Genomic DNA, 24717 nt, shown 5'->3' with positions numbered 1-24717 from the left:
AGGAGCAGTTTATGCCGAGACCAGTAAAATGCAGAAAAGTCTGCCATTTCCCCAATGTTTTAGAATTTCTTCCGGCAGATGATACGGAGAAAAAAACACCCATTGTTCTGACGGTAGATGAGTACGAGACAATCCGTCTTTTGGACAAGAAAGGTTATAGTCAGGAGCAATGTGCAGCATCTATGCAGATCGCAAGAACAACGGTTCAACGAATTTACGAGATTGCCAGGAAGAAAATAGCAGATGCACTCATTGATGGATATCCACTCAGAATCGAGGGTGGGGATTTCAGAATCTGTGACGGTCAGAGCGGCAACTGCAGCTTTGGAGGATGTTACAAACAGGAAATTTACAAAAAATATGCAGCAGAAAAAGGAGAAGGTATTATGAGAATAGCAGTAACATATGAAAATGGACAGATTTTCCAGCACTTTGGACACACAGAGACATTTAAGATTTACGATGTAGAGGAAGGAAAAGTAGTACATTCAGAAGTAGTAGATACGAATGGAAGCGGACATGGCGCATTGGCAGGAGTTCTTAATGCATTGAATGCAGATGTTTTGATTTGTGGCGGAATCGGAGGCGGCGCACAGACAGCGTTAGCGGCAGCAGGCATCAAGCTTTTCGGAGGAGTTTCCGGAGACGCAGATGAAGCAGTAGAAGCTTTTATCAATGAAACACTTGAGTATAATCCGGATGTGAAATGTTCTCATCACGAGCACAACCACGGGGAAGGACATACATGTGGCGAGCATGGATGTGGAAGCCACAGTTGTCATTAAGAAGTGAGATTGCCATCGGATCATAAGATGAAAAAATAAAAGGTATTGATCTATAAAGAGGGAAGGGAACCCGCATCATCAAATTTGCTTGTGATGTCGGGTTCTCTTTTTATTTGCATAATGATATACTTTTATTGTGGTTAGAAAAATAAAGCATGTACAAAACTCATAGGAGAAAGATGTATACTTATGACAACATTTGGTGATAAAATTAGGAAGTTGCGAAAAGAGAAAAAAATGACTCAACAAAAGCTGGGTGATATGGTGGGCGTTTCTCATAGAACAATTCGATCTTGGGAAGTTGAAGGACGATATCCGAAGCAGAGTAGTTTATATCAAAAACTGGCAGATGCATTTCAGTGTCAGGTTTCTTATCTTATGAATGATAATGAAACCGTGTGCTTGGGTAATGATGAGCCAAGTGAATATGCTGGTGCTAAACAGGCAAGGCAGATTCTTGAACAGGTAGCTGCTTTATTTGCCAGTGGAACTATGACCAATGAGGACAAAACTATTTTCATGGATGAGATGACGAGACTTTATCTGGCATCAAAAAAGAACAGAAGAAAATGGTAAGAAGAAATGAACTGTTTTGTTTTCTTGCTTGATAGAAAAGAAGAATAGAACGTATAATAGTGTTAATGATCCAGAGAAGATTGCTCTGGAAATAGAATTATTCGTACCAGTGGTGCGAGTATAGAGTAGGAGTGAAAGAATGGTAGAAGATACTATGTTTTCCGGGGAATCGAAAAATATTGAGTACAAGGTATCCTTACCCGATAAAAGTGAAAAATACATGAAGACGATTGTAGCTTTTGCCAATACACAAGGCGGCAAGCTGATTGTTGGAGTAGATGATAAAACACACCAGATTGTTGGTGTGGAAAATGATGTGTTGTTTCAGCTGATGGACGGAATTGCCAATGCAGTTTCTGATTCCTGTGTGCCACAGATTATTCCTGATATTGAGCCGCAGACAGTAGACGGGAAAACGGTCATTGTTGTATCAGTAGAAGCTGGAAAGAACAGACCGTATTATCTGAAATCAAAGGGAAAAGATAATGGTACTTATATCCGTGTTGCAGGTACATCAAGGCAGGCATTTCCGGAGAAGATAAAAGAGCTGGAAATGGAAGGAGCCAGAATCTCATGGGATGAGCTTACTTGTGTGGGTTATCCTGTTTCAGAGGAAGCAACAGAGAAACTTTGTCAGGATATCGAAAAGTTCCGGAAGAAGGCAGGAATGGCAGAGCATTCTGTAAAGAAAGAGCAGCTGATAAACTGGAAAATCTTGAAGCAGAGCGAGGGACAGCTTCTGGCAACGAATGCCTATGCATTGCTGACATCAGATTATTTTTCATTCGCCAAAACACAATGTGCGGTATTCAAGGGAACAGATCGTGCAGTGTTTCTGGATAAGAGAGAATTTACAGGACCAATCTATACACAAATCGAAGAAGCTGTAGACTTTGTATTGAGAAATATTCGACTCGGAGCAACGATTGATGGATTGGTGCGAAAAGAGAAGTATGAGCTACCACCGGAAGCAATCAGGGAAATGATCATTAACGCCCATTGTCACCGTAACCTATTGGATGAATCCTGTATTCAGGTCGCAGTTTATGATGACAGGTTGGAGGTGACTTCTCCAGGCGGATTATATAACGGATTGACTTATGAGGAAGTCATGAATGGTCATTCTAAGATCCGGAATAAAGGTATTGCCAATATATTCAGTCAGATGGGACTCGTAGAAGCATGGGGAAGCGGAATAAAAAGAATCCTGAATGCTGCAGAAGAGTATGGACTTCCGAGACCGAGATTTCAGGAATTTGATAATATGTTTCGGGTAGAGGTGTTCCGTAATTCATTTCCGATGACAAATGAAAAAGAAAGCATCGGAGAAGCATCGGAGAAGCATCGGAGAAGCATCGGAGAAGCATCGGAGGCAGAGTGGAGAACAGATCTCAACGATACACAGCAAAAGATTATAAAGTTGCTTTCAGAAGATCATCAATTATCAGCGGTTAAGTTAGCTGAAAAAATCGGGGTTGCCAGTCGAAATATTGAGAACAATATTAAGAAGTTAAAAGAGTATGGTATTCTTATAAGACATGGATCTCCAAAGAATGGTTACTGGGAGATTGTTGATAAAGATCTACAGGAGTGAGAAGTAAATTAGTCTAAGATTAGTCCAAGAGAATATATAGATAAATAACAAAAATAGATTGACATTTTGTAGTAATTAGTAGTAAACTGTACTTGTGGAAGGGAAGTGATATGTTTGGCTAGAAAAACACCAAAAGATGGCAAAGAAGAAAACATACGAGTACGGGTGACTCCAGAGCAAAAACAGAGACTTGTTGAGTATGCAGAAAGACACTATCAGAGCATGAGTGGTGTTGTATGTCAGGCATTGGATCTCCTGTACGCAAGAGAAGAACAACAAAATAATAAAGAGTAAAATGGAGTTATTTTGGAGTTTATTTCTTCATAAGCGGTGCGAAAAGCACAGAATCAGAACATATGTTCGAACTATAAGCCTCTAATAACAGCCTTTGCGTGTCATGAAATGCAGTCCGCAAAGGAGTTTGAGTAGGATTTTGCAAAAAAAGACCCAGTATTTATGCGGTTTCCAAGCAAATTCCGTTATTTTATGGCAACGGATTGGCAACACTTTTTGCAATATCCGTTGAATAAAATTATATTTCTATAACATAAAAACCTTACTGATGAACTGTTTCCAAAATTGGAAAGAGCAGTCAGTAAGGTTTTTTCTTTTTGCATTTCTTTATTGATTCTCTTTTTTCAGTGCCTTGATGAGTTCGTCAGAGAGTTCCTGAGACAGAACCTTTGCACGAATTTCAGAGGTATCCAGTTCCGGATAGTTATATCGCCAGTTATCGTATTCTTCCTGGCTGATTTCTCCGGCTTCCAATTTTGCAGCCATTTGCTGCCATGCATGAAAAGGTGTGAACAGGTGCTGATATTCTTTGTGCTCCCGGTCAAGTCGGAGGCAGAGTTCTCCGTCAATCTCTCCAATCTTGATACCATACATATCTTCCAGCGCAAAGAGGGTGTGCATGAGACCAAGATAGGAGTCAATGTTTGGGACATTGATGGCTCTGGGACTGACACCGAAGATCTGTGCCATTTCTTTGACCAGATCAGCTTTAGGGGTTCTGGCTTCTGTCTCGTACTGCGCCACACGGACATCCGAAGTCTTTCCAAGGAATCCAAGAAGCTCGCCAAGCTCCTTCTGCTTCATACCTTTTCTGTTTCTGAAAAATTTAATACGTTTTCCAAATGCCATAGGAATCTCTCCTTTTTCTGAAATCTTTTATTCATTTTTGAATATATGTTCCTACTGTTGTGCAATGAATAGGAACTGGTGGTTAACGATATTTGTTTAAATCAGTATAGCATATGGAAAAATAAGACGCAAGAAAAACTTAAACAAAAAAATTTAATTGCCGACGTTTGAAACACTTGACTTAACGGAAAAAAGTTAATATAATACAATCAAAACTTAACTAAATAACGTTAAGTTAAAGAAAATTTGAAAATGAGGTTGTATAAGGTGCCTTGAAAGTTTGGATAAGTAGAGGGGTTTTTCCTCGAAGATGATGCGGAAGGAGGTGAATGGAATGTCTGAATTAAAGAATGGATTTCTGACTGCGGAAGAGGTAATGGATATTTTACAGGTCAAGCAGTCAAAGGCATACCAGATTATCCGCCAGCTGAATAAAGAACTCAGCGGAATGGGACTGATCACAGTGCCGGGGCGTGTGGATGCCAATTATTTCAAGAAAAAGTTGTTTTATGAAGAAAAATAGGAGGTACTTAAGATGGCTGTATATCAGGAAAAAGACAAAGGTACATGGAGAGTGGTGTTCCGGTACACCGATTTTACCGGGGAAAGAAAGCAGACGCAGAAACGTGGTTTCAAAACCAAACGGGAAGCGACTGCATGGGAACATGAGATGATGCTCCGAAAAGGAAATAAGCTGGATATGACGTTTGAGAGCTTTTATGAGATTTATTCCGAGTATAAACGTCAGAGGGTGAAGGAAAGTACATTTGAGACGAAAAGCCACATTGTGCGGACAAAAATCCTTCCTTACTTTGGAAAACGGAAAATCAACGAGATTACCGTGGCGGATGTGATCGCCTGGCAGAATGAGATGATGGCATATCGAGATGAAAAGGGCAAGCCCTATTCCGTGGATTATCTGAAAACGATTCAGGCTCAGCTTACAGCAATTTTCAATCATGCAGTGAACTATTATAATCTGCCCTGCAATCCGGCAAGACAGGCAGGAAGTATGGGAAAAGAGATTCCAAAGGAAATGAAATTCTGGACAAAGGAACAGTATCTGAAATTTGCCGAGGCGATGATGGACAAGCCCAGATCCTATTATGCTTTTGAGATGCTTTATTGGACCGGAATCCGGGAAGGGGAGCTGCTTGCTCTCACACCGTCAGATTTTGATTTTGAGAAACAGACGGTGCGGATCAATAAAACGTATCACCGGATGAAAAAGCAGGACATTATTACTTCGCCAAAGACAGCGAAAAGTAACCGGATCGTTGTGATGCCGGAGTTCCTCTGTGAAGAAATGCAGGACTATTTTCAGATGTATTATTCACTGGCACCGGATCAGAGGATTTTCCCATTTTCCAAATCATATCTGAAACATGAAATGGAACGAGGATGCAAAGCGACAGGAGTTCCGATCATACGAATTCACGATCTTCGCCACAGCCATGTTTCCCTGCTGATCCACATGGGATTTACAGCACTTGCCATTGGAAACCGGGTGGGACATGAAGCGGAAAAAATCACGTACCGATATGCACATTTGTTTCCAACGGTGCAGACTGAGATGGCGAATAAGCTGGATGTCGAGAGAATGGAGAAGGAGGATGAAATCTGATGGAGAGAACATTGGACGCAAAAGGACGATGGAGAAACCGGACGGTGGGATTCCGGGTATCCGAAGAGGAAGCAAAAATGATTGACTGCATGGTGGCATTATCCGGGCTTACTAAGCAGGAATACATCCTGAGAAAGTTAATGGACTGGGAAGTGACCGTGCAGGGAAATCCAAGAGTGTACAAAGCATTGAAAAATCAGATGCAGCAGATTTACGGAGAACTGAAACGGTTGGAAGTGTGCAGTGAAGAAAATGAAGAACTGCTTCAGACCATCCAGATGGTTGCTGTGACACTGAATGGGATGAAGGAGGAACCGCAGCATGTGGAATTCCAGGAACATCCCTAAAAAAGAAAATGCCCCTGCTGGTAACAAGGACATTTCTAAAACTCATACAAACTTATGCAGGCTCTGGTAAAGCCTCATAGACAAAACTCAATCCTTACGGGAGAAGTCTGCCTATACGCATATAGCTTTATGTGTAGTATAGCAAAGTTCTCCTGTAACGGAAAGAGGGAAAATTACTGAAATTAATAACAAAGGATACAGGAGGACGGAACATGAACATTTTTCAGGAAGTGAAAGCACGTGTCACTGCAAGGCAGGTGGCAGAAAGATATGGCTTAAAAGTGCGACGTAATGGGATGGTGTGTTGTCCTTTTCATAATGACAAACATCCCAGTATGAAGATTGATCAGAATTATTATTGTTTTGCCTGTGGGGCAAAGGGAGATGCAGTCAATTATGTGGCGGTGCTGTTTGGATTATCCCAGTTCGAAGCGGCGAAGAAGATCAATGAATACTTTTCTATGGGAATTCCAATCGAGAAAACAGAGATAAGAAGAAAACAAAATTCAGGTGCCAGGGAAAAAGAGAAGGTTCCGACAAAAGAGGAACGGATTCGGTTTGTTCAAAAGAAAATTGATAAATGGGCAAAGGATGCTACGAATGTATTACTGCGGTATCTACGATGGATAGAATTCTGGAAGGAATTTTATAAACCGAAATCTATGGAAGAGGAATGGCATCCGTTATTTGTCGAAGCCTTACAGAAAGAAAGCAAGATCAGTTATCTGGTGGACATTCTGATGTTTGGAACGGATGAAGAGATTCTGGATTTTTCCAGAACGGAAGGGAGGAGGTGAAGCGGTATGAACAGAGAATTGCAGAATATGAGCGAGGAGTCCTTGCAGAACTTAGAGGAGATTGTGGAAACGGAACTTCTGACAGTGGAGGATATCCGGGAACGGCTGGATACCACGGAAAAAGGGAAAATCCGTCAGTCCATACAGAACTGCAAATATGCGTTGGAGCATGATCCCTGTCTGAAAGGAGCTATCTGCAGAAATGAAATGACGTGTCAGATTGACATCATGAAGAAAATGCCCTGGAAAAGGCGAGGGGTCCATATGACCGATACCGATATGAACAATCTGGCGTTATATCTGGAAAAGAATTATGGATTGACCAGTGACCGGGTGATTGCAAAGGCGATAGATATCGTGGCGAATGAAAACAGTTTTCACCCGATTCTTGAATATCTGGAAAGTCTGAAATGGGATGGGATTCCGAGAATACAGCATATGCTGACACATTTCTTTGGAGCAGAAGATATTGCATATACCGGAGAAGTGATGAAGATGCATATGATGGGAGCGATCCGCAGGCTGTATGAGCCGGGAGCCAAATATGATATCATGCTCTGCCTTGTCGGAGGGCAGGGAACCGGAAAATCCACGTTCTTTCGTTATCTGGCAATCAAAGATGAATGGTTTACGGACGATATGAAGAGGATTGATGACAAGAAAGTTTATGAATACCTACAGGGACACTGGATCGTGGAAATGTCAGAAATGAACGCAGTGGCAAATGCCAAGAGCATTGAAGAGACGAAATCGTTCCTGAGCCGGCAGAAGGATATTTATCGTATCCCTTATGAAAGGCGGGCAGAGGACAGATATCGACAATGTGTATTTTGCGGTACTTCCAATGACCTGAATTTTCTTCCATTTGACCGTACAGGGAACCGAAGATTTGCACCAGTCAGGGTATTTCCGGAAAAAGCGGAAACCACCATATATGAAAATGAAGCAGAATCCAGAGCATACATTATCCAGACATGGGCGGAGGCAATGGAGATATACCGAAGCGGAGACTATCCGATGACCTTTTCGCCGGAGATGGAAGATCACGTCAAACTTCTCCAGAGGGAATTCATGCCGGAAGATACCCAGACAGGCATGATTCAGGCGTTCCTTGATGCATATGAAGAAGATTATGTGTGTTCGACCATTATCTATCAGCAGGTATTCCATCAGGAAGGAATCGTGCCAAAATGGCAGTCAAAAGAAATCGGTGATCTGATGGACAATGAGATCGTTGGCTGGACGAAACATGGCAATCACAGGTTTGGTGGATCAATCGGAACGCAGAGGTCGTGGAAGCGGATTCAGCCGAAAAAAGATGAAGAGGGATTCCTGAAGGTGGATGAAAGCATGGAAATTCCATTTGATTAAGCATTACTTTTAAAATGTTTTGAGCTCTGTTCACAGGTTTCTGTTCACAAAAATCCGAGCGAAATGTGAACAAGAAGGTGTGAACAGGAGCAATAAAACTTTGAAAACAAAGCAGAAACGAGAAACAGCCCGGAAACGGGCATCAATAAAAATGGCGGATACGCCAGTTGGAAAAAATCAATCATCAGTACATATAGAATCATCCGGGTATGACAAAAGTAGCCCTCGGCGATTGAGAGCGAAATACACCCATCGCACAAGCTGAAGCTTATACTCTGTGTCTTTCGTCCTCCCGGAGGGCCTCGCAGGGGCGGAGGTTGCCTGCCAAAGTATTCTGCAGAAACAAATAATAGTGGTGATTTCTGATGGCAGCGTATCCGACGAAAAGGAGGAAGTGTGAACAGACGAAATCATAGTTTTGTGATGGAAAGCAAGCTGCATGATGTAAAAGGCAGAGTGGATTATATCAGCAGTCCCAAGCGGCAGGAAAATCTGTATGCGGTCTTTTCCAATGTGGAGGACAGCTACTGGGATTTGCTTGCGGAACAGAATCAGCGGGATTTTGCAAAAAGCGGAACAGATGGAACCTGTATTGAAGCCAGAGAGCTGATCATTATGTTACCGCCAAGTCTGATCGATTATGACCATGAGCTTCTATTGAAATACATGACATCAAAATTTTTGGAGAAGTATGATGTGGGCTGCTGTGCGGCTTTGCATCATAAATAAAAATAAAACCAATCTGCATATTCATCTGATATTTTCAGAACGGGAGATCCGGCAGGAAGTGGCGCGAAAAACTGCAAGTAGAAATATGTTTTATAATGAATTCGGAAAGCATGTGAGGACGAAAAAGGAGATTTTGGATGAGGACGGAAATCTCCGACCCGGATGTAAGATCATCAAAAAAGGGGAGGTGTATGAGTCGAATTTCTTTCAACCAAAGAAAGAGGAATTTAAGTCCCATGCATTTCTTGAAGATATAAAGCAGGTCATGACGGATGCTATCAATGAGATTGTGAAAGATGAAAATGAGAAGCTGCAAGTATTTCAGAAAGGCGGTCCTTGTCTTGCTACCAAAAAGATTGGGAAAAACAATCCCAAAGAAGCGGAGATTAGGGCAGATAATTATCTCCGGCAGGAATGGAACCGGAATGTAGATCGGGCATTACTTACAGGTGCATCAGAAGTAGAAGTGATGATGGCAAAGCAATCACAGATTGATGAACCGGTGGCGGAGTCGCTCCGAGAGCATGGGCAGAATCCGAAATTATTTACCGGGATTCTCCAGAAAGCAGTCGGATACCTAAGGGGATTTGTAGAATTTCTGCGGGAGACGAAATACTGCGATAGAGATTCAGACAGCAATCCTCTGATTGATCATGATATGAGGATTGACATTACGCCAGAACCACTGCCAGCAAAACCGAAAGGGGAAAGACTTTCTTCCGGAAAGCAGGAAGCAGAAGTTATGCGGTTGCAGCAAATCTTGAATAAGATGAAAAAGCAGGAACAGAAGATCTATGCCATTGAAAAAGCAATTGTGAAATTGGAAAAAGATTTGAAGGAAGTGAAAAAGAAATGGTTTCACAAAAAAGAACAGAGGGAACTGGAAGGGAAGATTTAGATGAAGCGGTATCTTATGACCCGAGAATTACAGATGTACTCTCAACCAAGGGCAGCCTTGCATAAGGGGCATGGATTAAGTAATGATAACAAAATTGAAGGAATATACGTAGGGAGAATTTGTATGAATAAATTAATGATTCCATGTCTTTACCTGCAGTATGAAAAGGCGGTGACAGGCTTTGGACAGAGAAATCTTTTTGGAGATGGTGATGTAGAGGCACTGGCTAAGTTCTACAGCGATAATGGAGCAGATGAACTTCTGGTATTTGACTTTTCTTCAGAAGATAAAGAACATGAAAAAGCAATCAGCAGAATTAAGGATATTTGCCTTGCTTCAGAGATTCCGGTGATCGGCGCAGGAAATATTAAACGTATGGAAGATGTAAAGAAGCTGATTTATGCCGGATGTGCAAAAACTGTGCTGAATTTTTCCAAGGAGAGTAATGTGGAGCTTCTGGAAGAAGTATCCAAACGTTTTGGAAAGGAAAAAATGATCGTAAGCATTTCTGACATTCGGGAATTTACAGATAATAAAGAACTGATCGAGACTTATGCAGATGCAGTGCTTGCTCTTGATACAGTTCAGAATTCCATTGCAGAGATCTCTTCTATTCCCATCATTCTGCATACAGATGAGGGAAAAGAGGAAGTGCTGACAGAACTTCTGAAAACAGATGCGGTAGGCGGATTGAGCGGTGCATTTGTAAGCAGCAGAGAAACTGCTCTTGTAGAGTTTAAAGAACGCTGCAAAGAAGCAGGCATTCCTGTCCAGACTTTTGAAAGCAGTATCGCCTGGTCTGAATTTAAGCTGAACAGCGATGGTATGATTCCGGTGATTGTACAGGATTATAAGACAGATGAGGTTCTGATGCTGGCTTATATGAATGAAGAGGCTTTTCGTATAACTCTGAAAAGCGGTAAAATGACATATTGGAGCAGAAGTCGTAATGAACTTTGGACCAAGGGGCTTACTTCCGGTCATGTGCAGTATGTAAAATCTTTAAGTCTTGACTGCGATAATGATACCATTCTGGCTAAGGTTGCACAGGTAGGTGCAGCCTGCCATACAGGAAAAAGAAGCTGCTTTTTCCAGACTTTGATGAAAAAAGAATATGATGACACCAATCCTCTTCGGGTATTCCAGGATGTCTATGATGTGATTCTTGACAGAAAGGCAAATCCAAAAGAAGGTTCCTATACAAACTATCTCTTTGATAAAGGAATTGATAAAATCCTCAAAAAAGTAGGAGAAGAATGTACGGAGATCGTCATTGCTGCGAAAAATCCGGATAAAGAGGAGATAAAGTATGAAATATCTGATTTCCTTTATCATGTAATGGTACTCATGGCCGAAAAGGGAGTAACATGGGAAGACATTACAAGGGAACTGGCGCGCAGATAAAAGATAAAGGCTTCAGCCTGAAAGTATCTGTGAAGGGTAACCGAGGACAGAATATAAGATTAGAAAAAACTGGCCAAATTGTTGATTTTTTCATTACGTTGTATTATAATAAAAGTATTTCGTTATGTAAACGCTGTGAGATAGATTACAGTAGAGGAATAAAGCCTGAACATTAAGAAAAGATTTGAAATAAAATGCTTGATTATGGGAAGGATAGCGAGAGAAATGTATAGAAAAAAAACACAGGGCTGGTTAAAACATCTGGACTTCTTACTGTTGGACATCATTTGTTTACAGTTGTCATTTTTATTGGCTTATTTTATTAAGAACCATTCGTTTGATTTATATTCTTCAAGCAGCTATCAGAATATGATCATCATCATGATGCTGATTGATATTATCGTAGCAGTCTTTGGAGAATCCTATAAGAATATCCTGAAAAAAGGTTACTACAGAATTTTTATGACGACTCTGAAGCATGTTGGAATGGTAGAACTGCTTTCCGTACTGTATCTGTTTACAATCAAAGAAAGCAGTTCCATTTCAAGAATGGTCATATATATTCATGCAATACTGTATCTGGTCATAAGTTATTTTGCAAAGCTATGTCTGAAGATTATTATCAAAAGAATCAGAAGTGACTGGGAGGGTCGTTCCCTTCTCATTATAACGACATCAGATCTGGCAAAAAAAGTAATCCATAATATTGGAATCAGCAGTTATGATACCATCTTTGTTACAGGGGTTGCTGTGCTTGATAAAGATATGCGGGGAAAAGTGATTGATGGCGTAAAGATTGTTGCAGACTATGATTCTGTTACTGACTATGTCTGCAGAGAATGGATCGATGAAGTTTTCATTAGTGTTTCGGAAAACAGACAGTATCCGGATGCTCTCATCGACCGATTTTTAGAGATGGGAGTTGTGGTCCATGTAAAACTATTGAATGTCCGACAATTAAGAGGAAACAAACAATTTGTTGAACAGCTGGGAAATTATGCGGTGCTTACTTCGAGCATCAATTATATGACTGCAAGTCAGGCGTTCATGAAACGTACCATGGACATTGTCGGCGGCATTGCGGGGTGTATCCTGACAGGATTGCTTATTCTTATTATTGGTCCGATGATATACATACAGTCCCCGGGACCTGTGTTTTTTTGCCAGGTTCGCGTTGGGAAAAACGGAAAACGATTTAAAATGTATAAATTCCGAAGTATGTATACGGACGCTGAAAAAAAGAAGGAAAAACTGATGGCTGCCAATCGCGTGAAAGACGGAAGGATGTTCAAGCTTGACTGGGATCCACGTATCATTGGATGCAGACGTCTGGCAGATGGCACGATAAAAAAAGGCATCGGAAATTTCATTAGAGATTACAGCCTGGATGAGTTTCCACAGTTTTTCAATGTCCTGAAAGGCGATATGAGTCTTGTTGGGACAAGGCCGCCTACAGTAGATGAATGGGAAAAATATGAGCTGCACCACAGAGCAAGGCTTGCCATCAAGCCAGGAATTACAGGTATGTGGCAGGTTAGCGGAAGAAGTGATATTGTGGATTTTGAGGAAGTAGTAAAGCTGGACAGGGAGTATATCGATAAGTGGTCACTGGGGCTGGATATAAAAATTCTTCTGAAAACAGTACAGGTGGTTTTGAAAAAAGAGGGAGCAAGGTGAAGGAGCAGAAAAAGTTAAGAATAGCCATGCTGGGGCATAAGAGAATTCCGTCCAGAGAGGGGAGGCTGCCCGAAAACTAGTATATAATAAAATAAGTTGTTGATAGTTAAGGAATGTGCTATAATCAGATTAAATAATAGATTCCCAGTTTGTCGGACTATAGAAGCCCGACAGCTTGGTCATCATTCTTTCGTGGACGTCCTCGAGGACGCTTAGGTTTTTGCTCTGCCTGTGCCTTCGGTTTCCTGCCACGCTTCTTAGGCTCTGGTTTTGGAGTTGCTTCTGACAGTCCCAGTGCTTCAAGTTCTTTAAAGACGGTCTGCAGTGTATGAACCCAATATTCATCATCTGATTTTGGGCTTTGTGGAGCATCGGCTCTTCTCCATGCACTCGCAAGATTTTGTATGTCCAATGATATACAACCGGATCAGCGTTGATTTCCTCAAAGTATTGGCATATACGTGCAGATAATTCCTCTTTTGACTTCACGCGGATTCTTTTCAACATCTGCTTCGTCATTTTACTAAAAAAATCTCTATCATATTCAACCATAATGAAAACAACTACAATGCGAATCAAACCAACAAACGACTCAAGCCCCAAAAACCATCTACTTAAAATGAGTAGAGGGGAAAGAAGCGATGAGCGAGAGAAGTGAGAAGGCGAAATTGGAATTAAAGAAGAGAAGAGGACGAGTGAGAGAAGTGGAATAGAGCAAAAGTGAATTGGATGAGAAGAAGAAAAGTCTGGGAGAACCGGAAAAGAATAGAAGTAGAAAATAAATTGAGGGATGAAGCTAAGCGATGATATTAAAAGAAATATAAACAGGCGTATTAAAGATATGTTTACATCAAAAGTTGGAGGAGTGATAGTTGATTCTGGAGATACACTTGTGATCTCAGCGTTTCTAGGACTTGCATCTCTAGCTATATATCAAAATTACTTTTACATAATTAATTCTGTTACTGGGGTAATTTTTGTAGTGAATTCATCAATTGTTGCTGGAATTGGTAATAGTTTAATAACAGAGTCTAAAGAAAAGAATTACAGAGATTTTGAAAAATTTAATTTTATACTCTTTTGGATTATAGGATTTTGCGTATGCTGTTTTTCTGTATTAATGCAACCTTTTATGGCAATATGGGTTGGGGAAGATTTGGTGTTACCATTCGGAATGGTTATACTATTTTGCATCTATTTCCTCTGCAATGTGTTCGAGAAATCTTTGAGTGTTTTTAAAGATGCTGGTGGAATTTGGCATAATGATAGATACAGGCCGTTGATATATGGGATAGCAAATCTGATCTTAAATATTATTTCAGTAAAGAGCATTGGATTATACGGTATATTGCTATCCACGATAGTAACTTGCTTAATAATTAGTATTCCATGGATTATAAAAAATATATTTGTTTTGATTTACGAAAGGAAAGTATTCCCATTTGTTTTGGAAATCACGGAATATATATTTGTTATTGTTATAGCAGGGATAATAAATTATTTTATCTGCAGTTTTATTTATTGTAGTATATATATATCCTTTGTTTTGAAATGTATCGTTTGCGTAATTGTACCCAATATTGTTTTTTTAGTTGTTTATAGGCGAAATCCTTTGTTTAAAGAATGTATTATTTTAGCTAAAAAAGTAATTAAAATATAGTATACAAAAAAATGGCAATGCCATTTAGCGAACTGTTCGATTATTGTTCGATTGAATATAAAAGCTTTAGCATTCCGGTGATCCGGCCTGAATAGACATCAAAGTAAAAACGGTATTTTGCTTCAAAAATAAAAAAGGCATGACGATAAGACAGGTAGATATTAGCCTATCTGTCTGAAATGGTGTTATTCAGTGGAACAATACAGGTTTTATCTGTAATTGAAGGGAATTGCGCCGATTCCTCTGAGATTACGATCAAAGTGGCGGAATTCATCTTTTACAGCGTGAACATATTTCATTATCAGTTTGATCGGATCAACCGGCTTCTGATAATCCTTACGCAGCAGGTATTTTCTGATGGCTTTTATCGCATTAGAGAAATCGACCTCATAAGGATATTTGTTATCCGGATTTCGTTGCCTCTTTCTGTTTTCATCGGAAGCAACATTAGCGATAAAAATACCGAAATTATATAAAGTAAGGCTTGTATAAATTTCCTGTTTCAGAAGTTCTGACTTCCTGCTGTGAAAATAAAGCATACCAGCAGCATGCTTCGGATAGCGAAAGGAAATCTCACAGCTCCAACGATAATGTAGCATTGTGGTCAGGTAGTGTGCCCTGCAAGGGCTTGAAATAATACAGGTGGAAATCCTGTCTGGTAAGGAACTAACCAATCTACCAGAAGTGAGTTTTGAGCGTAGCAAGGAAATGCTAAATGAATTCTTGCGTCTATATGAATTTACGGCTCAGAAAAATAATATGCCTGATTTTTATCGATTTGATTATACATTTATAGAACAAATGTTAAATACCATGGATTTTCAATAAACAACTAGTTGATTATATGAGGAGTAGTTAAAATGTCAAAAAAAGAACTTATTAAATATTTAATTTCTAATAATATTTCAGTTCCATTTATACAAATTGTAATAGGAATGTTAATAGCTTTATTATTGTCTTTGTTTGTGTATCAAATTTATCGTATTACTTATACAGGTGTGATGTATTCTCGAGATTTTAACTTGGCAATCATAATGTTGGCATTGATTACTACATTCGTTATTATGGTAATTGGAAGTAATTTAGCATTATCACTTGGTCTAGTTGGTGCTTTGTCTATTATTCGTTTTCGTACATCTGTAAAAAACAGTAAAGATGCGGCTTTTCTATTTTGGGCAATCGGAATAGGTCTTTCCTGTGGAACAGGAATTTATTCTATAGGAATCGTAGCATCTATTGTGATTGCTGCAGCTCTGCTTTTTTTACAAAAGTGCGGGCGTTGGAAGAATTCTCATATCTTTTGATTATAAGAGGAATAGATATAGATATTGATTCTATAGAAGAAATATTAAAAAAATATGCGAAGCGTTATCATTTGAAATTGGCAAATTATTCTAATTCTGAAGTAGAGGTTACATATGAACTTTTATTTAAAAAGAAATTATATGTAGGAGAAATGATGTCGCCTCTTTCAGAGCAGTTTCCAGAATGTGATGTACACGTTCTTTCTTACTGCGGAGAATTAAGTGGAGAAACGTTATGAGACGTTCGACACTAATATTATTATCACTTTGCATAGTGGTAACAGGCGGTATTGCATTATGCTTCTACTTTAGTAATTTTCAATCAGTGAATTGCTTATGCATTAATGAATTAATGGCCTGTGGTTATTCGGTGACAGAATTGGATAATGATGAACAAAGTGAATGGATCGAATTGTATAATGGAACAAAAGATGTTCTTCAGTTAAAAGGTTATGGACTAAGCAATAATCCAGATGAACCGTTTAAATATACATTTCCGGAAACTGAATTAAAAGCAGGAGAATATTTGTTAGTGTATGCAGGGATAGCTGGTAATTCGGATGCTTCGGAAGATGATTTGTACACTGGCTTTCATCTTAGTTCCAAAGGAGGAACGATAACACTAACCTCTTCTGACCATATGTTAATTGATGAATTTGAATATCAGGAATGTTATAATAATGTTTCTTACGGAAGAGCATTAAAGAATGGAAAAGCAGCCTTATTGAATAAAGCAACACCAGGTTTGGCGAATGTATCGAATGTTTCAAAGTATATTTCATCACAGACTATGGATATACTCCCTGAATTCTCACATGAAGGCGGATTTTATGAAGGACCGATTACTCTTACAATGAATTGTTTGGAGGGCTATTCTATTTATTACACTTTAGATGGTTCTGTACCGAATTTTTCTTCAGAATTCTATGAAAGACCTATATTATTAGAAAATCCTAGTGATAAACCCAATCGTTATGCTAATCGGAAAACTTCCAGTCGTACGGATATTTTTTTGAGATATGGACAAAGTTCTGTTGAAAAGGCAGTTATTGTACGTGCCAGACTTTGTAAGAATGGGCAATTTGCACCAAACACGAAAGATGCCACATTCTTTTTGGGAAATAAACCAGAAATAAACACTATTTCATTAATTACAGATCCAGATAATCTTTTTGATAATCAAGAAGGTATTTATGTGGGGGGATTTATTCGGAATTTGTTTGCCAGGACCCAATATAACGAGGAAATGCATGCCAGAGATATAAACTTTGGCAATTATTCATTGACAGGGGAGACTTCTTTGCGGCCAGTACATATTGAAATGTATTCTGGAATAGATTCAGAAACTTTGCTTAATCAATCTGGTGAAATGTCTATTTCTGGGGGACTGTATACATCGGCACGTGGAGTCAAATCATTACGTTTATATGCTACAACAAAATACGGAGATGAAAAATACTTTTTATACCCCTTTTTTAAGCATACAGAAACAACTACAACAAGTTTCAGGCAATTAGTGATTAGAACAAATAGTGTATATATTTATAATAGCTTTTCTGATGCATTTTGTACAACTTTATTCTTAAATGAAGGTTTAGCTGTTCAGGCATATGAACCTGTTGCTGTATATTTAAATGGAGAATATTGGGGATGTGCAGAACTTCGTGAACGATTGGACGAAACAATGATTGCAGATCATTATGGATTAGAAAAAAAAGATATTGTTTTATTAAAATCATCAGAAGTGGAGCGAATGGAAATAAAAAGTGGTACAGAGAACGACAGAAAAGATTATCTTGAACTTTATGAATATGCTGCTGAACATGATATGACAAACATGATTCATTATCAATATATGGCTAAGAGAATAGACTTGGATAATTTTATTCGATATTATTTGGCTCATATTTTTTTTGAAAGTTGTGATTGGCCAGATAATAATGTACGTGCATTTCGTACGAGGACAATAGGATATGGTAATTTTTATCATGACGGTAAATGGCGTTTTCCACTTTATGATATGGATAAGACGTGTGAAGATTACAAACACAATACGCTTTTATATGCTATGGGGCGTGAAAAACGTGATTGGGAGAGTAAAGAATATCCAGAAGAATGGAGTACACAGCTTTTCTCAGGCCTTATGGACAATGCGATCTTCCGCAAGCAATTTCTTGATATCTATCAGGAATATCGTCAGACAATCTTCCAGCCTTCTTATCTACTAAATAGATTCGAAGAATTTGTAGCAGAATATGGATCCGAACTTGAAGCAAATAACGAGCGTTGGACTCGTCAACCAACATTTCTTGGTAAGATTAAATCTATATTTGATGATTTTGAGCAGGGAGAACTGGGTGAAGATATGGACGTAGAACTAACAAGAATTCGAACATTTTTAGAAAAACGTCTTCCATATATGGATAAATATATGGAAGAATTCTATGCAACCAAGGGAGAGATAATCAAATGGGAGTAAACCCGATATATCGTCATGAAGAGAAGTTCTTAATTGGTATTCCTCAATATCAGATGTTAAAAAGTATGCTTTCTATGGTTATGCATCGGGATACTTATGCATCTTTAGATGGACGGTATTCTATTCGAAGTTTATATTTTGATACCATGAATAACAAAGACTTTTTCGAAAAGGAGAGCGGAATTGAAATACGGCGTAAGATTCGGCTTCGTACCTATATGCCGGAGGCAAGGGATTTTAAGTTGGAGATTAAGAATCGAAAGAAAAATGGAATTTATAAGGAAAGTGCCTTTCTTACGCGGGAGGAAGCAGAAAGGTTTCTGATGAATCCCAGAGATTATAATTTTCTTCTGAATTACAATACAGACGTAGCAAGACATCTGGTGGGATATTTTGCCACAGAGTCCTATCATCCGGTGATCATCATTGATTATGAAAGGGAAGCATTTACACTTCCATTTTATCACATCAGGATTACTTTTGATACTGCTCTTCGCGCCAGCAGGAATGTAAAGGAGTTTTTTAATGTGGACAGTATGTTTTGCCCGGTTTTACCCTGGAATGAGATTATTCTGGAAATCAAATATGACTTTATGATTCCGGATTTTCTGCGGCGAATGCTGGGAACTGTACCGTCGCAGGAAATGTCCATCAGTAAATATTGTATATCTCGCTCAGTTTTGGAGGGAATGTAGAGAATATTAAACTATGAAAAGAAAGTGAATATAAGATGAAAAAGATTATTATTTGTATTTTAGGCTGTGTAGTCTCTGCTGCGCTGTTGGCTGGGACTTTTATGTTTATGACGAAACAGGACAAAGAAGGGCCTGACATCAAACTTACTGCGGATAAGGATACTCTTGCATATAATGAAAAGATGACAGAATCCGAGCTGTTGGAAGCTTTTCAGGCGGTTGATAAGGAAGAGGGAGATGTGACTGACAGTCTTGTGGTTGAGAAGGTTACCTGGCAGCCGGGGGATGAAACAGCCAGAATCGTTGTGGCTGCCATGGATTCTCAGTATAATGTAACTAAAGAAACGTACAAGATTCCATACATAGAATGGCAGGCTGAAGAACCAGCAGAAGAGAAAGCAGAGGATAGTGAGCTGACGGTGACTCCAAATCCTGCGGCTACATCTATAGAAAATTTCGCAAATATACAGTAGACAAATACTACGGAGCCATTTATAATGGTAGTTAGTTTGCGAGATGAGGGGTATTGCTTTGGTTATTGATGTACATTGCCATATATTACCTAAGGTAGATGATGGTGCCAGGGATTCCGGCACCACCGTAAAAATGCTTGAGATGGCTTTTCAGGAAGGAATTGGAGGGATGATTGCCACTCCCCATTATGAATATGGTATGGATAGGTCTGTTTTGAATAAAAGAAAGAAAACTTTTGAGGCTGTCCGACAGATTGCCATGGAGATGAAACCCGGATTTCAGATGTATCTGGGAAATGAGATTTTTTACAGTGACAGTACCATTTCTGCGTTGGAAGAGGGAACTGCACTTACCTTGAACGGAACCAGATATGTTTTGATAGAATTCCCTGTTTATGCGGAATTTTCAGATATTTCCCGTGCTGTGCGTAATATGCAGTATGCAGGTTTTATTCCTGTTCTTGCCCATATTGAGAGGTATAAAGGAACGAAGAAACTGGATCAGGTTCGTGAGCTTGTGGAGCTTGGAGCTTGTATGCAGGTGAATGCTTCCTCAGTGACAGGTAAGATGGGATGGCTGTCTCAGAAATATGTAGTGAATCTGATACAGAAGAATCTTGTTCATTTGCTTGGCACAGATGCCCATGGATGTGTGCATCGCCGTCCGGAAATGAGGGAATGTCTGATGTATTTAAATAAAAAAGTCGGAGTTCGTGCTGCGAACCAATTAAGTAGGATCAATCCAATGAAACTATTAGGAGGAGAAGAAATTCGTGGATAAATTAGAATTGCTTGAAAAAGAAGAATTGACCAATCGTGAAAAAGAAATTTACAGGACATTAAGATCAAATATTGAATTTACCGGAATTGAAAATAAGGTTATTGCCATTACCAGTGTTTTGCCGGATGATGGGAAGTCAACGGTTTCTTTTCAGCTTGCAGCTGCATTTGCGGAAGCAGATAAAAAGACTTTGTACATAGATGCAGATATTCGTAAATCTGTTTTTGCAATTCGTTACGGAGTTGGCAATAATCACAAAGGACTCAGCCACTTGCTTTCAGGTCAGGCTACCGTGCAAGAGGTTGTGTATTCAACAAATAAAAGAAGCCTGTTTGTCGTTCCCACCGGTGTTTTGCCAAAAAATCCTACAGAGCTGTTGGGAAATGTCCGCTTTAAAGAAGTTTTACATGCGCTGAAGGGAATTTTTGATTACATAATCGTGGATACTCCTCCGTTGGGAAGTGTTATTGACGCAGCAGTTATTGCAAAGAACTGTGATGCGTCCTGTCTTGTTGTTCCCTATGACAGTGTGTCCAGAAATGTGACAAAAGCAATCATAAACCAGTTAAAAACTGCCAATCCCAATTTCCTTGGCGTAATTTTGAACAAAGTGAACATGAAGGACAGAGGTTATTATGGCAAGCGGTATGGCGGTTATTATCAGAGATATGGAAGCGAGTATGGCTCTTACTAATATACTGATTGCTATGGACATAATAAATTAAGAAAACCAGGAAGAGGACAAGATGAACGAGTATAATTCTTTTGTAAATGAAGAGGATACAATTGATTTATTGGAGCTGATACATGTTTTACTAAAAAAATGGTGGGTGGTTCTTCTGGCAGCTGTATTATGCTGTACAGTAACTCTGGCTGTTACGGTTTTTATCATAGAGCCTGAATATGAATCCAGATCATCTCTTTATATTCTTTATAATACTGCAAAGGAAACAACGGTAGGGGATTTTCAGGTAAGTGAAGCTGTAACAGAGGATTTTATTGTAATCGGTACAAGTAACCCTGTAATTGATGCAGCTATTGATGCTTTACAGGAAAAAGGCTATACTTTTACCAGAAAAGAAATCAAAAAAATGGTGGAGGTTCTGAATGAGGGCGACACTCGCTTGCTGACCATAAGCGTTACCAGCAATAACCCTAAAGACGCATATTTGGTTGCCGATGCGATTGCAGAAGCAACTGCAGAAAAAATCGGAGAGATCATGAAAGATGAACCACCGACTATTCTCGAAACAGCAGAAATTCCTACTGAGCCCGTCAGCCCGAATATTCTCAAATGCGCATTCATTGGCTTCCTCGCCGGTGCGTTTCTTGCCTGCGTGGTTCTTGTGATCATATTTCTTCTGGACGACAAGATCAAGACAGAAGAAGATGTTGAGAAGTATCTGGAAACATCTACTTTGGCTGTAATTCCATATATCGGGAAGAAAGACAGGAAGAAAGAGAAGGCTAAGAGGAAAAAAAGAAAAAAGAATAATTGTAAGATAATCTGACAATATGCTACTTGCAGAAGGACATTTACGGAAAACCCCACGGGAAGGAGAAATCGCAAATGAAAGAAAGAGGAAGCGGCATAGCAGGAAAAGTCATTACCACTGTTTTTATGTTAGTTTCACTGATATTGGGAAGTCTGTTAATTCAAACAAAAATGATTCCCCTGGTGATGCTGACTGGAATGGTGAGCTTTTTGGTGATTTTTGTTTTGCTTATTGGAATACTGACATGGAACAGTCATAAACGGTTTCGATTTGTAATTGGAATATTTGTGGCAGTGATTATGTCTGTTGTTTATATTCTGGCAGGTGTTTATATACATAAGACAATCTCTGCTCTTTATGAGATTTCCGGTGTAAATACGGAAGTTGCGCAGGTGGGGATTTATGTAAAAGAAGAAGATGGGGCTGGTTCCATTAGTGATACGGAAAATTATACTTACGGAATTTTGTCTGAATTGGACAGAGAGAATTCAGATAAGACTTTGGAAAAAATAAAAGAAGAAACAGGTAAGGAGGTTACTGTACAGGAGTATCGCGGATTGACGGAACTTGTGGATGGCCTTGTGCGGGGAGAAACCGGGGCAATTGTTCTGAACCAGGCTTATCAGGCAATTCTTGAGGAAATGGAAGGTTATTCGAATCTGGAATCAATGATTCGACAAATTGATGTGGAGAATGTAGAAACTGTGATTGAAACGAATATACCTTCTGAAAGCAGTACATCAAAAAGTGATTCTATGGGGAATAATGAAAATGGAGATTCCGGAAAAGAAGTTGCTGTACAGAAAGCTTCCTCAGCAAAGGGAGAAGTTTTTACCATATTTGTAAGCGGTATTGATAATCGGGGCGGAATTGTGGCAAAAAGCCGAAGCGATGTAAATATTATTGTGACAGCGAATACTGCTACCAGACAGTTGTTGCTTGTTTCTACACCAAGGGACTATTATGTTCCGCTTTCTATTTCCAATGGAGTGCCGGATAAGCTTACCCACGCGGGTATATATGGAATCAGTGTGTGTATGAATACACTGGGAATGCTTTATGATATGGATATCAACTATTATGTTCGGCTTAATTTTGATGGTTTTATTGACATCATTGATGCTCTTGGTGGAATTACTATTGATTCAGATTATGAATTTGACAGCAAGAACATGGAAGGTTACCATTTTGAGAAAGGTGAAAATTATGTAAATGGAGAACAGGCATTGGCATTTGTACGAGAACGTTATGCATTTAAAGAAGGGGATCGTCAGAGAGGCAAAAATCAGATGGCCGTAATCAAAGGTGTAGTTGATAGGGTACTTTCGCCAGAGCTTTTGAAAAATTATTCTTCTATTCTTTCCAGTGTAAAGGAGTGTTTTGAGACGAATATTTCTTATGAAGAAATAGCCCGACTGCTTCAGCAACAGCTTACAGATGGGGGTTCCTGGAACGTGGTAAGTTATAGTGTAGATGGAACTGGAGATACACAGAAGCCTTATTCCATGAGCCAGAAAGCGTATGTAATGGTCCCGGATTATTCCACGGTAGACCATGCGAAAAAACTGATGGAAAAGGTTCGAATCGGAGAAATTATTTCACAGGAATCTTAAATATAAAACAGGACTGATTAAATATTTGGTGTGCCGAAAAAAGAAAAGGAGGTATTTTTAAGGGAAACTTAATCAATAAAGAGGTGCCGGATTTTAAGGTACAGGCTTTTCATAAGGGGGAATTCAAGGATATCACCAGAGAGGATATCCTGGGAACTGGTCTGTATTTTTCTTTTATCCTGCAGATTTTACTTTTGTGTGTCCTACGGAATTAGGAGATCTTGCTGACTTTTATGAGGATTTTAAAGAAGAGGACTGCGGACAGGAGAGCGAATTAAGCAGCAGAAATGCTGGTGTTTGATTTTGCTCTTTTTTTATTCGAATAATAAGAAAAAAAGCATGGATGATATTGAAAGGATAATTATGAATCGTAAGCGTATAAAAATTGGGTGCTTTGACGTTTACCAATAAATATCTTATCATAAAGTAGAAAGTAAATTTTTACTACACTATCTACCAGGCTGTTTATTGCAAGAGTAAAATACAGAAAATTGCAGACTCAATTTGTAGGTAATTGCAGAATCAACGGATGGGGTAAATGTAGGTCCTGATTTGCCACATCCGTTGATTTTACAGGGGTTTGGGGGTGTAGCCCCCAAAATCTGATTGCAACAATCTACATACATGTCATTTTGCAATAACCTACATTTTGCCTCTGCAAAAAACATACCAGGCGATAAACCTAAAGGTAGAAATATACTACTTTATGGAGAAATCTTATGGCACAGTTAAGAACCCGCCGCTCTCAGGAAGAGTGGCTTGAACTCATCCAGGAATGCCGCTGCAGTGGTATGACAGATCGTGATTGGTGCGACCAGCATGGAATCGTTGTCAGTTCTTTTTATAACGCAGTGAAACGGCTCCGCAAAAAAGCCTGTGACATTCCTTATACTTCTAATAAGAAGTCATATGCGCTGGATCTTACTTCCAATAAACAGGATGTTGTCCAGATAGACATATATCCGGATCATGATCCGGAAGCAGGTGCAGTGGCTTTACCACAAACACCTGCGGTGCACCTTGACAATTCACATACGATTGAACTGGTGATGGATGACGTAGCCATCAGGATCAATAATTCCGCTAACCTTGTTCTGTTGGAACAGATCCTTAGGATGATACGTCCGTCATCATGTTAGCGGACATCTCCGGTGTCGATGCCATTTTTATCGTGACCGGTTATACTGATATGAGGAAGTCAATAGATGGGTTATATGCCATCATCCAGGATAAGTTTCCGGAAACAGAAAGTTCCAATGCGCTCTACCTTT

28 protein-coding genes and 2 pseudogenes are annotated in these 24717 nt (G+C 39.4%); 26 read left to right on the top strand and 4 right to left on the bottom strand.

Annotated elements, in window-relative coordinates; all coding sequences use genetic code 11:
• Positions 1-11 precede the first annotated feature (11 nt).
• The 4 genes from ACTNC0_RS08390 to ACTNC0_RS08375 all read left to right on the top strand — a co-directional run bounded on the left by ACTNC0_RS08390 (position 12) and on the right by ACTNC0_RS08375 (position 3249).
• On the top strand, positions 12-785 hold the full coding sequence (locus tag ACTNC0_RS08390) for a NifB/NifX family molybdenum-iron cluster-binding protein (protein WP_028086471.1): 774 nt from the start codon (positions 12-14) through the stop codon (positions 783-785).
• Between the two features lie 189 nt (positions 786-974).
• On the top strand, positions 975-1361 hold the full coding sequence (locus tag ACTNC0_RS08385; protein ID WP_044924454.1) for a helix-turn-helix domain-containing protein: 387 nt from the start codon (positions 975-977) through the stop codon (positions 1359-1361).
• A gap of 139 nt (positions 1362-1500) precedes the next feature.
• A complete protein-coding gene (locus ACTNC0_RS08380) occupies positions 1501-2955 on the top strand; it encodes an AlbA family DNA-binding domain-containing protein (protein ID WP_028086472.1) in 1455 nt (484 codons plus the stop codon).
• Between the two features lie 114 nt (positions 2956-3069).
• On the top strand, positions 3070-3249 hold the full coding sequence (locus ACTNC0_RS08375) for a hypothetical protein (RefSeq protein ID WP_028086473.1): 180 nt from the start codon (positions 3070-3072) through the stop codon (positions 3247-3249).
• 327 nt (positions 3250-3576) lie between these two features.
• Here ACTNC0_RS08375 and ACTNC0_RS08370 read toward each other — a convergent pair whose 3' ends face one another.
• Entirely contained in the window at positions 3577-4098 is a 522-nt protein-coding gene (locus ACTNC0_RS08370) for a helix-turn-helix domain-containing protein (protein ID WP_441087029.1), read from the bottom strand.
• A 334-nt stretch (positions 4099-4432) separates the two neighbouring features.
• Between ACTNC0_RS08370 and ACTNC0_RS08365 the strand changes: the two genes are divergently transcribed.
• The 9 genes from ACTNC0_RS08365 to ACTNC0_RS08325 all read left to right on the top strand — a co-directional run bounded on the left by ACTNC0_RS08365 (position 4433) and on the right by ACTNC0_RS08325 (position 12945).
• Positions 4433-4621 (top strand): hypothetical protein, encoded by a 189-nt coding sequence (locus tag ACTNC0_RS08365; RefSeq protein ID WP_087175032.1) that lies wholly within the window; start codon positions 4433-4435, stop codon positions 4619-4621.
• 12 nt (positions 4622-4633) lie between these two features.
• Entirely contained in the window at positions 4634-5722 is a 1089-nt protein-coding gene (locus ACTNC0_RS08360) for a tyrosine-type recombinase/integrase (protein WP_441087027.1), read from the top strand.
• Positions 5722-6069, top strand: coding sequence for a plasmid mobilization protein (locus tag ACTNC0_RS08355; RefSeq protein WP_441087026.1), 348 nt, complete (start codon positions 5722-5724; stop codon positions 6067-6069). Before ACTNC0_RS08360 ends, ACTNC0_RS08355 begins: the two co-directional genes overlap by 1 nt.
• Positions 6070-6281: 212 nt before the next feature.
• Positions 6282-6866: a CHC2 zinc finger domain-containing protein gene (locus ACTNC0_RS08350; RefSeq protein WP_441087025.1), complete on the top strand. Its 585-nt coding sequence runs from the start codon at positions 6282-6284 to the stop codon at positions 6864-6866.
• Positions 6867-6893: 27 nt separating this feature from the next.
• Positions 6894-8237, top strand: a complete 1344-nt coding sequence (locus tag ACTNC0_RS08345; protein WP_441087136.1) for a VapE domain-containing protein — start codon at positions 6894-6896, stop codon at positions 8235-8237.
• A gap of 396 nt (positions 8238-8633) precedes the next feature.
• On the top strand, positions 8634-8966 hold the full coding sequence (locus tag ACTNC0_RS08340; protein WP_441087024.1) for a hypothetical protein: 333 nt from the start codon (positions 8634-8636) through the stop codon (positions 8964-8966).
• A gap of 58 nt (positions 8967-9024) precedes the next feature.
• Complete coding sequence (locus ACTNC0_RS08335; protein WP_441087023.1) at positions 9025-9864, top strand: hypothetical protein; 840 nt, start codon at positions 9025-9027, stop codon at positions 9862-9864.
• A gap of 123 nt (positions 9865-9987) precedes the next feature.
• Positions 9988-11268 (top strand): bifunctional phosphoribosyl-AMP cyclohydrolase/phosphoribosyl-ATP diphosphatase HisIE, encoded by a 1281-nt coding sequence (hisIE, locus tag ACTNC0_RS08330; RefSeq protein WP_441087022.1) that lies wholly within the window; start codon positions 9988-9990, stop codon positions 11266-11268.
• A gap of 225 nt (positions 11269-11493) precedes the next feature.
• Positions 11494-12945, top strand: a complete 1452-nt coding sequence (locus ACTNC0_RS08325) for a sugar transferase (protein WP_441087021.1) — start codon at positions 11494-11496, stop codon at positions 12943-12945.
• A 157-nt stretch (positions 12946-13102) separates the two neighbouring features.
• On the opposite strand, the gene ACTNC0_RS08320 is transcribed toward ACTNC0_RS08325, so the two are convergent.
• Entirely contained in the window at positions 13103-13357 is a 255-nt protein-coding gene (locus ACTNC0_RS08320) for a hypothetical protein (RefSeq protein ID WP_441087140.1), read from the bottom strand.
• Positions 13321-13496, bottom strand: a pseudogene (locus ACTNC0_RS08315) (IS630 family transposase); the annotation flags it as partial. The gene ACTNC0_RS08320 and the pseudogene ACTNC0_RS08315, both read right to left, overlap by 37 nt.
• A gap of 239 nt (positions 13497-13735) precedes the next feature.
• On the opposite strand from ACTNC0_RS08315, the gene ACTNC0_RS08310 reads away from it, so the two are divergent.
• Positions 13736-14605, top strand: a complete 870-nt coding sequence (locus ACTNC0_RS08310) for a lipopolysaccharide biosynthesis protein (protein ID WP_441087020.1) — start codon at positions 13736-13738, stop codon at positions 14603-14605.
• 209 nt (positions 14606-14814) lie between these two features.
• Here ACTNC0_RS08310 and ACTNC0_RS08305 read toward each other — a convergent pair whose 3' ends face one another.
• The gene (locus ACTNC0_RS08305) at positions 14815-15144 is read right to left on the bottom strand and encodes a hypothetical protein (protein ID WP_441087019.1); all 330 of its coding nucleotides are present in this window, start codon (positions 15142-15144) and stop codon (positions 14815-14817) included.
• A gap of 321 nt (positions 15145-15465) precedes the next feature.
• Between ACTNC0_RS08305 and ACTNC0_RS08300 the strand changes: the two genes are divergently transcribed.
• The 12 genes and pseudogenes from ACTNC0_RS08300 to tnpB all read left to right on the top strand — a co-directional run.
• A complete protein-coding gene (locus ACTNC0_RS08300) occupies positions 15466-15909 on the top strand; it encodes a DUF4956 domain-containing protein (protein ID WP_441087018.1) in 444 nt (147 codons plus the stop codon).
• Positions 15906-16148 (top strand): hypothetical protein, encoded by a 243-nt coding sequence (locus tag ACTNC0_RS08295; RefSeq protein WP_441087017.1) that lies wholly within the window; start codon positions 15906-15908, stop codon positions 16146-16148. The genes ACTNC0_RS08300 and ACTNC0_RS08295 overlap by 4 nt, the downstream gene beginning before the upstream one ends.
• The gene (locus ACTNC0_RS08290; protein WP_441087016.1) at positions 16145-18388 is read left to right on the top strand and encodes a CotH kinase family protein; all 2244 of its coding nucleotides are present in this window, start codon (positions 16145-16147) and stop codon (positions 18386-18388) included. The genes ACTNC0_RS08295 and ACTNC0_RS08290 overlap by 4 nt, the downstream gene beginning before the upstream one ends.
• The gene (locus ACTNC0_RS08285) at positions 18379-19083 is read left to right on the top strand and encodes a polyphosphate polymerase domain-containing protein (RefSeq protein ID WP_441087015.1); all 705 of its coding nucleotides are present in this window, start codon (positions 18379-18381) and stop codon (positions 19081-19083) included. Before ACTNC0_RS08290 ends, ACTNC0_RS08285 begins: the two co-directional genes overlap by 10 nt.
• Before the next feature lie 35 nt (positions 19084-19118).
• Positions 19119-19556: a hypothetical protein gene (locus ACTNC0_RS08280; RefSeq protein ID WP_441087014.1), complete on the top strand. Its 438-nt coding sequence runs from the start codon at positions 19119-19121 to the stop codon at positions 19554-19556.
• Between the two features lie 58 nt (positions 19557-19614).
• A complete protein-coding gene (locus ACTNC0_RS08275) occupies positions 19615-20337 on the top strand; it encodes a CpsB/CapC family capsule biosynthesis tyrosine phosphatase (protein ID WP_441087013.1) in 723 nt (240 codons plus the stop codon).
• Entirely contained in the window at positions 20330-21031 is a 702-nt protein-coding gene (locus ACTNC0_RS08270) for a polysaccharide biosynthesis tyrosine autokinase (RefSeq protein WP_291803858.1), read from the top strand. Before ACTNC0_RS08275 ends, ACTNC0_RS08270 begins: the two co-directional genes overlap by 8 nt.
• A gap of 52 nt (positions 21032-21083) precedes the next feature.
• On the top strand, positions 21084-21848 hold the full coding sequence (locus ACTNC0_RS08265; RefSeq protein WP_441087011.1) for a YveK family protein: 765 nt from the start codon (positions 21084-21086) through the stop codon (positions 21846-21848).
• Positions 21849-21907: 59 nt separating this feature from the next.
• Positions 21908-23446 (top strand): LCP family protein, encoded by a 1539-nt coding sequence (locus ACTNC0_RS08260; RefSeq protein ID WP_441087010.1) that lies wholly within the window; start codon positions 21908-21910, stop codon positions 23444-23446.
• A 53-nt stretch (positions 23447-23499) separates the two neighbouring features.
• Positions 23500-23705: pseudogene (locus ACTNC0_RS08255) on the top strand (redoxin domain-containing protein); the annotation flags it as partial.
• Between the two features lie 460 nt (positions 23706-24165).
• A complete protein-coding gene (tnpA, locus tag ACTNC0_RS08250) occupies positions 24166-24585 on the top strand; it encodes an IS66 family insertion sequence element accessory protein TnpA (protein ID WP_441087009.1) in 420 nt (139 codons plus the stop codon).
• The coding region (gene tnpB / locus ACTNC0_RS08245) for an IS66 family insertion sequence element accessory protein TnpB (RefSeq protein WP_441087135.1) at positions 24579-24717 on the top strand (139 nt) is incomplete at its 3' end. The genes tnpA and tnpB, both read left to right, overlap by 7 nt.

The sequence above is a fragment of the Blautia sp. HCP3S3_B11 genome, from assembly GCF_052064435.1.
In the GTDB taxonomy this organism is placed as follows: domain Bacteria; phylum Bacillota; class Clostridia; order Lachnospirales; family Lachnospiraceae; genus Blautia_A.
Note: the sequence above shows the minus strand (reverse complement) of the source record. Positions and strands in the feature narration are given on the sequence as shown.